Annotated in this window: 15 protein-coding genes; 3 read left to right on the top strand and 12 right to left on the bottom strand. The window is 36.7% G+C overall.

From position 1 onward, the window contains the following. Both PHO43_RS06645 and PHO43_RS06640 read left to right on the top strand, forming a co-directional pair. A partial coding sequence (locus tag PHO43_RS06645) for a GSCFA domain-containing protein (RefSeq protein WP_288011695.1) occupies nucleotides 1–742 on the top strand: 742 nt, incomplete at its 5' end. 34 nt (nucleotides 743–776) lie between these two features. Then, nucleotides 777–3,245, top strand: coding sequence for a bifunctional UDP-N-acetylmuramoyl-tripeptide:D-alanyl-D-alanine ligase/alanine racemase (locus PHO43_RS06640; protein ID WP_053826762.1), 2,469 nt, complete (start codon nucleotides 777–779; stop codon nucleotides 3,243–3,245). 121 nt (nucleotides 3,246–3,366) lie between these two features. Here PHO43_RS06640 and PHO43_RS06635 read toward each other — a convergent pair whose 3' ends face one another. The 11 genes from PHO43_RS06635 to PHO43_RS06585 all read right to left on the bottom strand — a co-directional run bounded on the left by PHO43_RS06635 (nucleotide 3,367) and on the right by PHO43_RS06585 (nucleotide 13,596). Next, entirely contained in the window at nucleotides 3,367–4,518 is a 1,152-nt protein-coding gene (locus PHO43_RS06635) for an OmpA family protein (RefSeq protein ID WP_045088992.1), read from the bottom strand. 321 nt (nucleotides 4,519–4,839) lie between these two features. Next, nucleotides 4,840–5,700, bottom strand: coding sequence for a sigma-70 family RNA polymerase sigma factor (locus PHO43_RS06630; RefSeq protein WP_045088993.1), 861 nt, complete (start codon nucleotides 5,698–5,700; stop codon nucleotides 4,840–4,842). Between the two features lie 214 nt (nucleotides 5,701–5,914). After that, on the bottom strand, nucleotides 5,915–7,429 hold the full coding sequence (locus PHO43_RS06625; protein WP_288009552.1) for a Do family serine endopeptidase: 1,515 nt from the start codon (nucleotides 7,427–7,429) through the stop codon (nucleotides 5,915–5,917). 138 nt (nucleotides 7,430–7,567) lie between these two features. Beyond that, entirely contained in the window at nucleotides 7,568–8,632 is a 1,065-nt protein-coding gene (locus PHO43_RS06620) for a glycosyltransferase (RefSeq protein ID WP_288009550.1), read from the bottom strand. Between the two features lie 170 nt (nucleotides 8,633–8,802). Next, nucleotides 8,803–9,960: a diaminopimelate decarboxylase gene (gene lysA, locus PHO43_RS06615; protein WP_288009548.1), complete on the bottom strand. Its 1,158-nt coding sequence runs from the start codon at nucleotides 9,958–9,960 to the stop codon at nucleotides 8,803–8,805. A 99-nt stretch (nucleotides 9,961–10,059) separates the two neighbouring features. Beyond that, nucleotides 10,060–10,266 carry a helix-turn-helix domain-containing protein gene (locus tag PHO43_RS06610; RefSeq protein WP_053826758.1) on the bottom strand — a complete coding sequence of 69 codons (207 nt, stop codon included), beginning with the start codon at nucleotides 10,264–10,266 and terminating at the stop codon, nucleotides 10,060–10,062. A 3-nt stretch (nucleotides 10,267–10,269) separates the two neighbouring features. Next, the gene (locus PHO43_RS06605) at nucleotides 10,270–10,749 is read right to left on the bottom strand and encodes a DUF2975 domain-containing protein (RefSeq protein WP_045088997.1); all 480 of its coding nucleotides are present in this window, start codon (nucleotides 10,747–10,749) and stop codon (nucleotides 10,270–10,272) included. Between the two features lie 121 nt (nucleotides 10,750–10,870). Then, the gene (miaA, locus tag PHO43_RS06600; RefSeq protein WP_045088998.1) at nucleotides 10,871–11,806 is read right to left on the bottom strand and encodes a tRNA (adenosine(37)-N6)-dimethylallyltransferase MiaA; all 936 of its coding nucleotides are present in this window, start codon (nucleotides 11,804–11,806) and stop codon (nucleotides 10,871–10,873) included. A gap of 1 nt (nucleotide 11,807) precedes the next feature. Further along, a complete protein-coding gene (locus PHO43_RS06595; protein WP_045088999.1) occupies nucleotides 11,808–12,608 on the bottom strand; it encodes a TPM domain-containing protein in 801 nt (266 codons plus the stop codon). Beyond that, a complete protein-coding gene (locus tag PHO43_RS06590; protein WP_045089000.1) occupies nucleotides 12,586–13,011 on the bottom strand; it encodes a TPM domain-containing protein in 426 nt (141 codons plus the stop codon). The genes PHO43_RS06595 and PHO43_RS06590 overlap by 23 nt, the downstream gene beginning before the upstream one ends. Before the next feature lie 3 nt (nucleotides 13,012–13,014). Further along, nucleotides 13,015–13,596, bottom strand: a complete 582-nt coding sequence (locus PHO43_RS06585; RefSeq protein WP_045089001.1) for a LemA family protein — start codon at nucleotides 13,594–13,596, stop codon at nucleotides 13,015–13,017. 169 nt (nucleotides 13,597–13,765) lie between these two features. Here PHO43_RS06585 and PHO43_RS06580 point away from each other — a divergent pair, with 169 nt between their 5' ends. Then, nucleotides 13,766–15,277: a DUF3078 domain-containing protein gene (locus PHO43_RS06580; protein ID WP_052673070.1), complete on the top strand. Its 1,512-nt coding sequence runs from the start codon at nucleotides 13,766–13,768 to the stop codon at nucleotides 15,275–15,277. Nucleotides 15,278–15,345: 68 nt separating this feature from the next. On the opposite strand, the gene PHO43_RS06575 is transcribed toward PHO43_RS06580, so the two are convergent. Then, a partial coding sequence (locus tag PHO43_RS06575; RefSeq protein ID WP_288011692.1) for a methionyl-tRNA formyltransferase occupies nucleotides 15,346–15,975 on the bottom strand: 630 nt, incomplete at its 5' end.

Genomic DNA, 15,975 nt, shown 5'->3' with positions numbered 1-15,975 from the left:
TTTTTCAGATACTGATAAAGATATATGCCTTAAAAACATATCAGACAGATTTAATAAAGCTTCTGATTTTATAGAAAAAACAGATCTGCTTCTTATTACTTTCGGAACAGCGTATGTATATCGATTAAATCAATCTGTCGAAGAAGCGAGAAATGATGTGGTTAGTAATTGCCACAAATTCCCAGCAGATAATTTTGTTAGAGCCAGATTAACAGTTGAAGAGATAACAGAAGATTGGATAAATCTGATCACTGTATTGAAAACTGTTAATCCGAATCTTAAGTTGATTTTTACGGTAAGTCCCATTCGTCACTGGAAAGATGGTGCACATGAAAACCAAATCAGTAAATCCATTTTACATATTGCTATTGATAAGTTAATTAGTAATTTTATAGATGATATGTACTATTTCCCAGCTTATGAGATAATGATAGATGAGCTTCGTGATTACAGGTTTTATGAAGAGGATATGAATCATCCTTCATCATTTGCTGTAGATTATATATGGAAGCAGTTTTCGAAGACCTATTTTACTGATATTACAATGACAATAAATAAGGAGTGGGGGCAAATAATGAAGGCTGTAAATCATAAACCTTTGTTTCCAGCTACCAGCTCTTACAGGAATTTTCTAAAAAAGACTGTTAGTAATATGAATGATTTTGCTCTGAAATATCCTTTTTTAAGTTGTGAACAGGAGATTAATCATGTGTTATCTCTGCTGAAATCACAAGATAATTGAGATTAGTTTAACTGTAAACAATGAATGTTTTTTTATGAAATACGAAATAAAAGAAATTGCATCTACTCTTGGAGTTTCATCAAGTAATCTTAATTATTCCGAAATAACCACACTCTTAACGGATAGCAGAAAGATTACAGACCCATCAAAGACTCTCTTTTTTGCTCTGGAATCAAAGAATAACGATGCTCACAATTATATAAGTGAATTGTATGCATCGGGGGTGCGTAATTTTGTTGTTTCCAAACAACGAAACGAATGGAAAGATCTCAAAGGTGCAAACTTTTTCAAAGTAAGGAATTGCCTGTCTGCATTACAAAAGCTGGCTCAGCATCACAGATCAAAATTTAATATACCTATTATAGGTATAACCGGAAGTAATGGTAAAACAGTTGTTAAAGAGTGGTTATATCAGTTATTGGAAAAAGATTATAATATTGTTCGTTCCCCAAGAAGTTACAACTCTCAGATAGGAGTACCACTTTCGGTATGGCAACTCGATAATGATGCAGAACTGGGAATATTTGAAGCGGGGATATCCAAACCTGACGAAATGGAGAACCTGGAACCAATAATCAGACCTACTATTGGGGTGTTAACTAAAATAGGGGATGCACATCAGGAAAATTTCGACTCACTTCAGCAGAAAACTCTCGAGAAACTTGAGCTCTTCAAAAATTGTGAGGTCTTTGTTTATGATGAGGACAATGAACTGGTGAGTAGTTGTGTCGACCTTAAAGTGCTATCTCAGAAGACCTTCTCATGGTCAAGAAAAAACAGAGAAGCTCATCTTTTTATTTCAGATATTGAGAAATTAGAAAATAGCACTAAGATTGAATATTCATTCCTGAATTTCTACTACAGCTTTGAAATACCTTTCATAGATGATGCATCAATAGAAAATGCAATTAATTGTCTTGCAATTGCACTATATCTTCATGTGTCACCCAATGAGATTTCAGAACGTATGAGTACACTTGAGCCTGTTGCGATGAGACTTGATGTCCGTAAAGGCAAGCATGGTTCACTAATCATAAATGACAGCTATAACTCTGATGTGAACTCAATCAAGATTGCTCTTGATTTTCAGCATCAGCGTAAAATGGATCGTAAATTAAAAAAAACTCTTATCCTGTCAGATATTCTTCAGTCGGGTGTTCCACCAAAGCGACTTTATAAAAGAGTTGCTGACATGGCAGAGCAGAGTGGGATAGAAAGAATAATAGGTATTGGAAAAGATATTCTTGCAAATGCTGATCTGTTCACAATGCCTGATAAAACTTTCTTCTTAACTACTGATGATTTTCTCAAGTCATGTATTCAAGACTCATTTCGGGATGAGCTGATTCTTCTTAAAGGTGCAAGGAGATTTAACTTCGAAAGAATCAACAATATTCTGGAAGAGAGAATTCATGAAACCGTACTTGAGGTTGATCTTGATGCAGTGGTGCACAATTTTAATTTCTATAAATCTAAGCTCAACTCCAATGTAAAGCTGGTATGTATGGTCAAAGCCAATGCATATGGTGCAGGAGCCGTAGAAATAGCAAAGACTCTGCAGTATCATAGATGCGATTATCTCGCAGTTGCTGTGGCAGAGGAGGCAGTCACACTTAGAAATGAAGGTATATCACTTCCAATAATAGTTCTCAATCCAGAGGTAAATGGCTTTGAAGAGCTGATTACGAATAATCTGGAGCCAGAAGTTTATAATATGCGCATACTTGAGAGTTTTATAAATAATTCAGAAAGAAGCGGTATAACTAATTATCCAATTCACCTGAAAATAGATACAGGTATGCATCGCCTGGGGTTCCTTCCTGAGCAAATAGAGGAGCTTGTTGAGACTCTAAAGAAGCAGAAGGGGCTTAGGGTTAGCTCCATATTTTCACACCTCTCAGCCAGTGAGAGTTGGTCTTTCGATGATTTCACACATCAGCAGATGGAAACTTTCAGAGCCGCTGCACAAAAAATTGAGAATGAACTTGGATACAGTGTGCATAAACATATACTTAACTCTGCAGGTATTGAGCGTTTTAATGACTATGAGTGGGATATGGCACGATTGGGTATCGGTCTGTATGGTGTCAGCCCCAGTGGTCTTTCCGGACTCAAGAATGTTTGCACTTTAAAAAGCACAATACTGCAGATTAAAAAGATATCAAGTAATGAGACCATTGGTTACGGTAGAAAGGAAAAGCTGGACCATGATGCCCGGATCGCTACAATAAGATTTGGATATGCAGATGGTATGGACCGACAGTTTGGAAATAGAAAAGGTAAAGTACTTATAAACGGGCAGTATGCACCTATTGTGGGAAATGTATGTATGGACCTCTCTATGGTTGATGTTACCGATATAAAAGCAGAAGAGGGTGATACTGTTGTACTGTTCGGAGAAGGGTTACCGGTTACTGATTTAGCCGAGAGTATTGGAACAATCCCGTATGAAATACTTACTTCTGTTTCTCCACGTGTGAAACGTGTTTATATAAAGGAATAATCTATTATTTAGCTTTGTTCAACTTATCTCATATAACCTGTTAATGAATCGATAGTTCAATATCAAGCATAAAAAAAGCATCTCGTACGAGATGCTTTTTTTATTTATATAATCTTGTTGATTAGTCAACGAAGAAAATTGCTACACGGTTCCAGTCGTTTTCTGCATATGGCTGTTCAGTGTCACCTTTCCAGTCAATTGAGATACGATCGCTGTCAATTCCGTACTCGTTGATAAGTGCATCAGCAACGGCTCTTGCACGTTTTTCAGAAAGTGCGAAGTTGTATGCAGGTGTACCAGTCTGTTTGTCAGCATAAGCAACGATGTTTACTTTTGCATCTGGGTTAGCCTTCATGTATTCAGCAGTGTTGTATACACTTACTTGCTGACCTCTGTCAATTTTTGCAGAGTTAATACGGAAGAATACTACGTTAGGTACATAAACTGCTTCATTAACAACTGGCTGTACTTCTGGACATTCTGGGCAAGATTCTGGTCTCTGTCTCAGCTGTTCGTTTTCAGCACGAAGTCTGTTAATCTGGCTGTTCAGGTCGTTGATCAGGTTGTAATCCATAAGTTCAGCTGGTGTGAAATCCTGTTTGCCACCTAAACCAAATTTGATACCTGCAGTTCCTGTGAACATGCTGTCATATTCATAATCACCACTTACTGGTGAACCATCAAATGATTCTTGTAAAACTCTCCAGCCTAATTCAACAAAAATACCTACGCTTTTTGAAACCTGGAAGTTGTTGATTAAACCAACATTGTAAGTAAGTGTTTGATTCTGACCTTTGAAAAGATCACCATCAGGGTTTGGTTTTTTCCAATCTTCATCAAGTCCATACATGTAACCAATACCTAAATAAGGAATCAGACTGTATACTCTGTCAGGATTGTAAGAACCCCAAGCGTTAATAATATTGTACATCAAGTCAACGTGTCCGCCTAGCCAGTTTTGTTCTGCTGGGATACCTGCTGCTACGTGAGCAATGTTACCACCATCAACTACTAAACGAGCTCCCCAGTTTGGAGAATTCCAACGACCAACCTCAAGTTGACCCATCCAGCCTAAACGGTCTCCGAAACTTGCATCAGCGTCATTTTCACCCTGAGTCATATAAATGTTGGTTCCGCCACCTAGACCGATGTACCAATTGTCACTTGCTTTGTTTTTCAGATACACGGTACCTTGAGAAACGTTTTGTACTTCTTGTGCACTTATGCTAAACGCAACAAGAGCAGTAAATAAAAGTAAACTAAACTTTTTCATAAATTTTCAATTCTAATTAAACATTTTTTATTACAATAACTCGATATTTTTTTGTCATGGTGCTTCTGTACTTCAATGCAGAACCACTTTATAAAGTATTATTTATAACACTCCCGTTATAAAAAAGTTCGGAAAAATTAATGAAAACTAATATAGTTCCATAATTAAACCTTAATAGCCATGCATTTAACTTAACATTAAAACTATTAAACGCAAATATAAAACTTAATTTTCACATTTACCCCTTTTTGTGTAAAAAATCTTCAAAAAACAGAGATAATGGGTGATTTTTCTACATTTATTTCTTTAAGTAAAGATTTATCAACCCAGGTAGCTTTTCAGCAATTTGCTCCTTGAGTCTTGTCTTAGCCTGCGAATAGCTTTTTCTTTTATTTGTCTTACACGCTCACGGGTTAGTTGGAATTTATCACCAATTTCTTCAAGTGTCATTTCCTGGCATCCAATGCCAAAAAACATCTTAATGATATCACTCTCTCTTTCGGTTAGTGTAGATAGAGCTCTGTCAATCTCTTTTTGAAGTGATTCATTTATGAGTGTCCTGTCGGCTACCGGTGCATCATCATTTACGAGTACATCTAACAAACTGTTATCTTCACCTTCTACAAATGGTGCATCCATTGAGATATGTCTACCTGATACCTTTAATGAGTCGGTTACCTTATCCACAGGTATATCCAGAACAGCAGAAAGCTCCTCAGCGGAAGGACGGCGTTCGTTTTCCTGTTCAAATTTTTGAAAAGCTTTGCTGATTTTATTAAGTGAACCAACCTGATTTAAAGGTAGTCTCACAATACGTGATTGTTCAGCAAGTGCTTGTAGAATCGACTGACGAATCCACCATACTGCATAACTGATAAATTTAAAACCTCTGGTTTCATCAAACTTCTCAGCAGCTTTTATCAACCCAAGGTTGCCTTCGTTAATCAAGTCAGGTAAACTCAACCCCTGATTCTGGTACTGTTTTGCTACTGAAACCACAAATCTGAGGTTAGCTCTGGTTAGTTTTTCCAATGCCTGGCGGTCACCCTTTTTAATAGCTTGCGCCAACTCCACTTCTTCTTCCACAGTGATCAGGTCTTCGCGACCTATTTCCTGCAAATATTTATCTAAAGAAGCACTCTCACGATTAGTGATCGATTTTGTAATTTTTAATTGTCTCATCTATATCTTATCCTTCTGAATATTTTCTTATTAAAACACTTTGGGGGGTGCAAAAATACAAAATATTTTTATCATCCCACAAGTAATGAATGCAATAGTATAAAAACTAAAGCAAAGGAAGCCGAATCAATCCCGATTTCCTTTGCATAGAAACATTTATAGATCTGATTTTGTTACTTAAAAAGCCTGAATTAACTTTGCTTAACTTAATGATTTATTGTCCGGACAGATCGATAGCAATGTATTGTGTTCTACCATTGGGATAAAAGCCTGCGATCAATAGTACTTTATCCTGTCTGTTTTGAGTAGAAGCAACTATAGATTTTATATCATTTTCCGAGTTTACAGGAGTATTGTTTATCCTCATAATGATAAATCCTTTGTTAATACCCTCTTTTCTGAATAAACCGCTGGGTTCAACAGTTGCAACTTCAATACCACTTGAGATTCCAAGTTTTGCTTTTCTTTCGCTGGAAATTTGACTGAATGTTGCTCCAAGCTGACTCAGGGCATCTGTACTGCGTGTAATTTCAGTATTGCCTTCATCATTCTTGAGTTCAATGTTGAACTTATGTTCCCTGTTATTTCTTTTTGCTGTAACAGTTATTTTGTCACCTGGTCTGTATCTGTTCAGTTGATTCTGCAGTTCTCCAAAATTACGGATAGGCACATTGTTTATTTCAGTAATTATATCTCCTTTCTCTATTCCAGCAGCTTTAGCCGCACTTCTGTCAGAGAAATCTTCAACTAAAACTCCTGATATTTGTGATAATTCTCTAGCCCTTTCAGGATCATCACGTCTGATATTCTCAATGTTAGGTACCTGAATTCCGAGGTATGCACGTTGTACTGCTCCATATTCCTTTAAGTCTGCAGCAACCTTGCCTGCAATTGAAATTGGTACTGCAAAAGCATATCCGGTGAAATTACCTGTCTGAGAGAATATAGCAGTGTTTATACCAACTAATTCTCCTCTTGTATTTACTAGTGCTCCACCACTGTTCCCGGGGTTTACAGCAGCGTCAACCTGGATGAACGACTGAATACCTCCATTCATCACATTGCTTCTGTTTTTGGCACTTACTATACCGGCTGTTACTGTTGATGTAAGATTAAATGGGTTCCCTACTGCAAGTACCCATTCTCCAACCTGTAGCTCGTCTGAATTTCCAAACGTCAGGTATGGGAAATCATCGCCTTCTATCTTAATAAGAGCGATGTCGCTCTGTGGATCCGTTCCAATAACCTTAGCTATGAACTCTCTGTTATCATTAAGTGATACAGAAACCTCATTTGCGTTTTCTACTACGTGGTTATTTGTGATTATATATCCATCACTTGAGATGATAACACCTGAACCAAAACCAACTCTTTCGCGAGGCTGAGAGGGCATGCGATCACCAAATCCAAAGAAAAAATCGAATGGATTGATGTATTGCTGCTGACTAACAGTCTTGGTTTTTACGTGTACAACACCGTCAACTGATCTTTTTGCTGCTTCTGTAAAATCAGGGTATCCATCTGAAGTTGTAAGATTGGTAAGGACAACATTTTTGTTCTGATCAAAAGTTGCTGAGTAAGCTCCAATCTCTTCAGAAGTTACTGTATTGCCTGAAGTGTTAGCGACACTATTTCTGTTTATTACATTATATCCAAATAAAGTAACTACAGAACTTACAACTGCTATCAGTACAATGAAAAGTACATTTTTTGTTTTATTTGTATTCATATCCTAGTTAATTAATACTTATAACTCTATTACACCAAATATAACGCAAATAATATACAATTTTATTTTTACAGGACTAGCTTTTAACACTTTTAACTGAATAAAAATCGGATTAACCCGTTTTAACCTTAAAAGTAACTATTTATACCACTTCTTTACTGACAAAATGGCGCGATTTCGACTATTGGCATATTTTGTAAAACGTTGATTACTTATTGGTTGCAGTAGGTCAAATATAAGCAGCCGGATGTTAAATTTGCCTGAACCAAATTGCTTACTGTTTTTATTGATTACAGATATTCTGATAAAGAGGAGTAGTAAAAAAAGCAGAATAGCCGAACCAAGCAAAATATAGTTAGTAGTATAGACAGACAATAATATTGATGATATAAATAAAAGGGCAAATGAGTATTTTGAGAAATTTTCAAACCCAAAAAACAGGTGAGAAAACCCCTTGTAAAGCTGTTTTGTATAGAGATGCTTTGATTTAAATGATCTCCAGGTTGAGAAGTTCTCCACGCTGTCTGTCTCGGTTATACTCTTAGTGGAAACTACTACATCTGTATTTCTTTTATTCGCTATACGGTTTATAAAGAGATCATCCTCTCCTCCATCAATTCCCAAAATAGATGAAAAGCCTTTGTTGGAGAAAAACAGCTCTTTTTTATATGCCATGTTTCTTCCTGTTCCCATAAATGGTTTGCGTGAAATGGCCCTTGATAAAAATTTAATCTGGTGAATCAGATTGTCATACCTTATAAAGCTGCCCCGCATAATTTTCTTAGGTAAAAGCAGATTGCTATAACCAAGTATAATATCCTTACCTCGTGTAAATTGCTTGCCAAACTCCCTTATCCATTCTGAAGAACAAGGTCTGCAGTATGATTCAGTAAAAAGAAGATAATCATACTTTGCAGCTTTTATACCCACAGTCAATGCCAGTTTCTTTTCATTAATCTCATCAGCTTCAGGAGGTATGAATGTGTGATAAAGCCGAGGATATTTAAGTGAAGCAGCCTTTAAAACAGTATCTGTTTCATCTGTTGACCCACAATTAACAACTATCACTTCAAAGTTGGGATAATCCTGCTCTAATATAAATGGAAGATTCTTCTCTAACTGTACTGAATCGTTTTTCGAACTTATTATTACTGAAATTCCGGGCAGATTGCTGTCATCAACAGATATCTCTTCTCTTTTCATCTCATATTTGTACGGCTTTCTATATACAGTGAGATTATAACACAAAAGTATTAAAAAGAAAAAAAGAAGAAAAGCCCCCATAATCCATTCGTATATAGAGAATTGGGCAATATAAGAAAAAATAAATTCCATTTTATATCAATTTTCTAAGCAAATATGAACAGATAAGATTATAATGTGTCTGAAAAATATGAAGCCGGCAGATCCCTGCAATTATACCTGGATACCATTGTTTCTCCATAAGCACCCGCAGATCTTATTGCAATCAGATCACCTCTTTTAGAACGGTTTAGCATAATTTGTTCGGCAAACATATCACTTGACTCACAAATTGGTCCTACAACATCATACGGGGTGTATTCTTCATCTGAACTGATATTTTCTATATGGTGAAAAGCTTGGTAGAGAGCCGGTCGGATCAGGTCAGTCATACCTGCATCAATGATAAGAAAATTCTTTTTTATTCCCTCTTTAATGAAGACAGCGCGACTAATCAGCGATCCGCAGGGGGCAACTACCGACCTTCCCAACTCAAAATGCAGGGTCTGATTTTCCCACAAATCAAGATATTTTTCAAAAAGTCTGAAATATGATTCAAAGTCAGCCATTGGAAAATGATTAGGGTGCTGGTAATTTATACCCAGTCCTCCACCAACATTCAAAACAGGCAGGTCAATTCCTTCCTGTTTAAACCAGTTACGAATACTTTTTACCTTAACACATAAATCCTCAAATGATGTGAGGTCAGTGATTTGTGAACCTATATGAAAATGTATTCCTATAAGTTTAATATTTGGTGATGATTTTACAGTCTGGATGGTTTTGGGAAGATCCTGCTCATTAATGCCAAACTTATTCTCGTAAAGTCCTGTGGTAATATATTTATGTGTTCTGGCATCTACATTAGGATTTATTCTCAAAGCCACGGATGCAATCTTTCCCTTTTTTTCTGCAAGTTTGTTTATTACTTCAATTTCAGGAATTGACTCTACGTTAAAACAGAAGATGTTGTTGTCCAGACCAATATTTATCTCTTTATCTGTTTTTCCAACTCCTGCAAAAGCAATTTTTGAAGGATCAAATCCACACTCTATTGCTCTGAGTATTTCATTTCCACTTACGCAGTCGGCTCCAAATCCAAATGATGCAATCTCCTTCAGGATTATTGGATTAAAATTTGCTTTTAATGCATAGTGTACATGAAATGGTTTATTTTCAGTTTCTTTTGTTATTGCTATCAATGTTTTGCGAAGCAACTCCATATCATAATAGTAGAACGGAGTTTCAAGTTGTTCGAACTTATCGTTTGGGAATTTTCCTTTTATCATTTATAATCGGTTTATGTAGTTTAGGGAATGGACCGATCACAAAAATACAAAAAATGTATTCAAATTTCACAGAACATTAAAAATTGAGTGATTGATATTTTAATCATTTGTATATTCCAGGATATCACCCGGCTGACACTCCAAAGCTTTGCAGATTGCTTCCAGTGTACTAAAACGAATTGCTTTAGCCTTTCCTGTCTTCAGTATAGAAAGGTTGGATAACGTTAAACCAACTCTTTCAGATAGTTCATTAAGAGAGATTTTTCTCTTTGCCATCATCACGTCTAAGTTTACAATTATTGGCATAGCTTAGATAGTTAATTCATTTTCAGATTTTATATCGATAGCATTTTGTAGAAGTTTCTCAAATATTGCAGCTGCAGTTGCCACGACTACAGAAACAATTGCGGCCACAAAGCATAGTACTATAAAGCCTGCAGGGTCATCCTCTTCAGGATGAAATATTTTTATATATAGTCCACCACCAACAATCAGTATACTTATTGCTATTGCACAATATTTTATACTTCTTAAAGCCTTTACCGCATTTATAGAGAATATACTGTTTTCTCCTATATAACCAAGTAGTTTGAAGGCTTTGTATAATGCAACAAAGTAAATTATTGATGATGCATAAACATACAAAATGAGTGGATCAATATAAACATGAAGCAGGTCTAAATTTTCTGCCCGCCCTTCAACTAAAGGAAACCATATCAGAGCAGTTATTGAAAGGAGAGCGATAATTACAATTACAGCCTGAAGGAAAAAAGTTGATTTCTTTTTCATGATTATTCTTTTTTATCATTTTACCATTATCTTAGAGAACTAAAGTAATATGACACAAAAATAATATATATTTATTGATAAACAACAAATATATATCTTAATTCAAAAAAAATATTGCATTTTATTTTTCTTGTTGAGTTGGAATATACTCAATCAATTTTAGGGATTCTTCAAGCTTTTTCTCAATTGGGAGAGTTACATCTATCCAGTTTATTGTGAATCCTCTTCGTTCCATTCCTCTAAACCAGGTCATCTGCCGTTTCGCAAACTGGTGAATTGCAATCTCAAGACCTCTATACATCTCATCATAGCTTATCTCACCTATTACATATAGTGTAACAAATTTATATTCTAGTCCATAATATATCAGATCTTCTGCAGAGACTCCAGAATTAAGAATACCCTCCACCTCTTTAATCATTCCCTCCTCTAATCTCGCCTTTAATCTTTTTGAAATCTTTTCCCTACGAAGTTCTCTCTCAATATTCAATCCTAGAATTATACTTTCAAGTGGTGGGAACTCAAGTTTGGAGAGATCCTGTTTCGATTGAAAATCAGCAATCTCAATAGCACGTATTGCACGCTTTTTTGTATCTGTATCTGTGGTATTATGCAGAGAACGATAACTTTTAAGAATCTCGGTCAGTTCTTCAAGCGACCGATGTTGAAGCGACTCTCTAAGCTCAGGATTTGCAGGTACATCAGGAAGGTTATATCCTTTTAGAACTGATTCGATGTATAGTCCGGTTCCACCGCATAGAATAGGTGTTTTGCCCCTTGACAATATATCTTCGTACACTTTATGGAAATCGTGCTGATAATCGAATAGTGTATATTTATCGCCTGGTTCACGTATATCTATAAGATGATAGGGTATTGTAACATCATTGATAATGTATTCCGATAGATCCTTACCTGTACCAATATCCATTTTTCTGTAGATCTGACGAGAGTCGGCACTGATTATCTCACCATTAAGCCTATACGCAAGCTGCACGGCAAAAGCAGTTTTACCACTGGCAGTTGGTCCAAGGATCGTTATAAGTTTGCTTTTCATTTTACCAGCTTCCACCTGCTCCTCCACCGCCAAAACGACCTCCTCCTCCGCCACCGAAGCCTCCTCCAAAACCTCCGCCTCCGAATCCGCCAAATCCATCGCCAAATCCACCACGGCGACGTCCTGACATTGGAGGAAAAAAGATAGGAGGAAAGTTTGTCGTGTGGTGACCACCGCCACCAATATTCTGATCACCTCCACCGGTTATGATAACAAGTATCACAATTATTCCGGCAATAATTATAATAACTGCAACCCAGGGAAATTCTTCTGCTTCGCTCTCTTCCGCAACATATTCACCCGAAAGTCTTTCAATCATCACATCAACAGCAGCATTTACACCACCAAAATAGTCATCTACGATAAAGTAGGGGATCATAACGTCCCTTACAATCCTGCCTGCATAGGCATCATTAATTCTGGCTTCCAGACCATAGCCGGTTGCAATAAAGGCCTGACCTCTGCTATTTCCTATTTTGGGTTTAATTAGAATTACTGCTCCATTATCTTTGCTTTTCTGTCCTATTTCCCATTTTTCACCTAGTCGGAATGAAAAGTCTGAGGCAGCATAACCACCAAGATCAGACACAGTAATTACATATATTTGTGTGGAAGTAGAATCATTATAGGCAAGCAGCTTCTGCTCCAGCGCCTGCGATTCAGCACCTGAGAATATATTGGCGAAGTCATTCACCAAACGGTAGGGAACCATAGGGTCCGGAATGTCCTGGGCCGTAACCTCAATAGAGAGTAGTAAAAGTGTAAAAATAAGAAGAAATTTATTCTTCAATAATAACCTCATTGTCAAGTTCGTTTATGTCGTTCTCCAATAACGGGAAACATGATCTTAAAACTTCTCCTACCTTACCAACGCCTTTACAGACACCTTCCGTAATAAGCTCCTTTTTAAAATAGGAAAGCATCAAGTCGAGAGTTTCCTGCCAGAAATCAGAATCATCAATCATAGCATTAATGCCTTCATCTGCATAAATAGCAGCTTTGTGATCTGATGGTGAAAGGTAGATAAGAACACCATTTCTCAACTCAGTTGCATCCATTTTAAGCTGATGAAATACTTTATGTGCAGTCTCCAGAGGAGATCCCTTACAATGCCTGGCAATGTAAACACGTATCTCGGCAGAGGTGTCGCTTTCTGCTAATCTTATCGATTCAGAAATCTTATCTAACTCTTCTTTCTTTAGCATACTCTAAAATTGTACTTGCGGAGCTGTCTGTGCATCAGGTTGTGCCTCAAAATATGCTTTGGAGTCAAACTTAAACCACTTGGCATATATAACCTGAGGGAATTTTCTGATATATGAATTATAGTCCTGCGCAAGTTGATTAAACCTGTTGCGTTCTACCGATATCCTGTTTTCAGTTCCGGCAAGTTCATCCTGAAGTGCAAGAAAATTCTGGTTTGCTTTCAGTTCAGGATAGTTTTCCTGAATTAGCAATAACCTTCCCAATGCCTGGCTCAGTTCGTTTTGTGCCTGCTGATACTCCTGCAGACTTTCTGCTGTCAGATTTTCAGGATTTATAGTTGTCTGAGTTGCTTTTGCCCTTGCCTCTGTCACCTGAGTGAATGTTTCCTGCTCATGCTCTGCATAACCTTTCACAGTGTTCACCAGATTAGGAATAAGATCAGCCCTTCGCTGATATGCATTTTGAACATTACCCCATTGTGCAGTCACTGCTTCCTGCTTTTCAACCATTCTGTTATAGCCTGAACAGCTCGTGAGTGTGATTGCACTTATAACAATTAATAAAAGGTAGGATATTTTCTTCATAACTTTAATGAATTAGTTTATCTAATTATTTTATACAAATATATCATTTTTTTGGTGAATTATATATCACATTGTACTCTTCACTCCTTAAATATATATTTTTTATATATCTTTGTAATTAGATGGGGCTCTGAGAGCCGACGCAAGTCTTAACCAAATTTTCCCAATTATGAAACAACTGTTTTTATCTCTGATTATATCTGTTTTTTCATTGTCTGTCACAGCAGCTGATCTATCTCAGGTAAATGATAGTCTGGATTTATTTGAAGATATTACCGATATCAGCCGTTTAATTCAAAATCGTACCACCCATGGTGAGATTATTGTTAATGACACAATTTTACCAAAGGAACGAGTTACAGATTATGTTATACCTGCTCAAGTGATTCAGCCTGTACTGCCTGTTTCCAGAAATCCTCTCGACTCAATCTACGTCAGGAATGAGAGAGGTATTCTGCAGTTACCGGAAAACTATTATAATCCTGATGCATTGAGAGGTTTAACTTTCAGAGATACTCTTTTTTATAACCCGTTGTTCCTTCCAATGATTTTTAATGGCAGGATGTTACCACGTGATATATCTTTCTATAATCCTGATAAAGATTATGAACCGGGAAAACTGATTGACAAAGATAAAACTTTTGAACCAAGGCTGGAGAGATCCGATTTTATTCAAAAGATAAGACGTAACTATTACACCGACCATCCAGACAGAGTTAAGTATTCGATTTTAAATTTTGAATCTCTTCCGCAAGTGGCAACTGATGATGAGATTGTGAGAGAGACTTTTAATCCGTTTCGCGAACTTCTGAGATCTGAAACAGCATACTCTCTGGAGGCTCCTGGAGTGGAATTAACTACAATAAATAGAAAATACTGGGTTCGTTCCGGCGAGCACTCTTTTCAATTCGCACAGAACTATTTCTCTGATAACTGGCACAAGGGTGGTACAAATAACCTTAACTTCAATAGCTATCATGTGTTAAGGGCTAACTATAAAAAAGATAAGGTTAGGTTCAACAATACACTTGAATGGAGACTGTCAGTATTTAATGCTCCTGATGACTCTCTGAGAGAGTATAGAATTGGTAATGACCTTATTCGCTATTATGGTGATTTTGGACTTGATGCTTTTGCAAAAGGATGGTCCTACTCAATGAATATGGAGGCTAAATCGCAATTATTTAATTCATATCCTACAAATTCAAATCAACTGCGTTCAGCGTTATTGTCTCCTCTTTATGTAAATGCGGGTGTCGGTTTGAAATTTAACCTTGACAAAAAATCAGAAAAGGTACGTGGTCGTCGTGTTCGCTGGGATCTGGCATTAGCTCCTATTTCACTTAATTTTAAATATGTATCAAATGATTCGGTAGATGTTGTACGCTTTGGTATACCAGAAAATAAAAAATACAATCTTGATATGGGTACCACGGTAACATCAATACTCAAATATGATATAACTAGATATATTACCTGGGATTCGCGTCTGACATACTTTACAAGCTACGATAAGGTTGAAGCGGAATTTGAGAATAGTTTGAATATGGCTTTAAGTAATGCATTCTCTACAAGGATTTATTTAAATGTGAGGTTTGATGATGGTGTTCCGCCACATCCCGATTTAAAATATCTGCAATACAACCAAACACTTAGTTTTGGACTTAACTATAAGTGGTAATTATACTACAACTGTTTATAAAAAAAGATCCCTTATTTAATTTTATAAGGGATATTTTTTTGTTTAGATTATTGAAATCTGTCTTTATTATCCAGCTTATATCCATTCAGGAAATCCACACTTTTCATTCGCTTCTTTCCTGAAAGCTGCAGATCTGTTATCCGGAGCAGTCCGTCACCTGTTGCTACATCAATATAGGTTTTATTATCGGTTATAATTGTTCCGGGAGTTAATGAATTAATCTTATAATCTTCTGTGAGTGCAATCTTTTCGCTTGCAAACAGCTTTATACGAAGAGTTTCATCTGACTCATGGCGCTGTAATTCGGTCCAAGCAGCAGGATAGGGCGACAAGCCCCTTATGAAATTAAATATTTCAGCACTTTTCCTGTTCCAGTCTATTTTGCAGGTCTCAGTAAATATCTTTGGAGCCGGTTTAAGTACTATTTCACTGCCGACAAGCTCTTCCTGAGGTATTACCTTTGTATTATCTTCAAGAATTGCATCAATCGTCTTTTTCACAAGTGCTGCACCCATAACCATCAGTCTGTCATGCAACGTTTCTGCGTTATCGGACTCACTTATCTCTGTTTTCTCACGGAATATTATCTCTCCTGTATCAATTTCATGGGAAAGGAAAAATGTGGTTACCCCTGTCTCCTTTTCTCCATTTATTATTGCCCAGTTGATGGGTGCTGC

Source organism: Lascolabacillus sp. (genome assembly GCF_028696275.1).
Lineage (GTDB): Bacteria > Bacteroidota > Bacteroidia > Bacteroidales > Dysgonomonadaceae > Proteiniphilum > Proteiniphilum massiliensis.
Note: the sequence above shows the minus strand (reverse complement) of the source record. Positions and strands in the feature narration are given on the sequence as shown.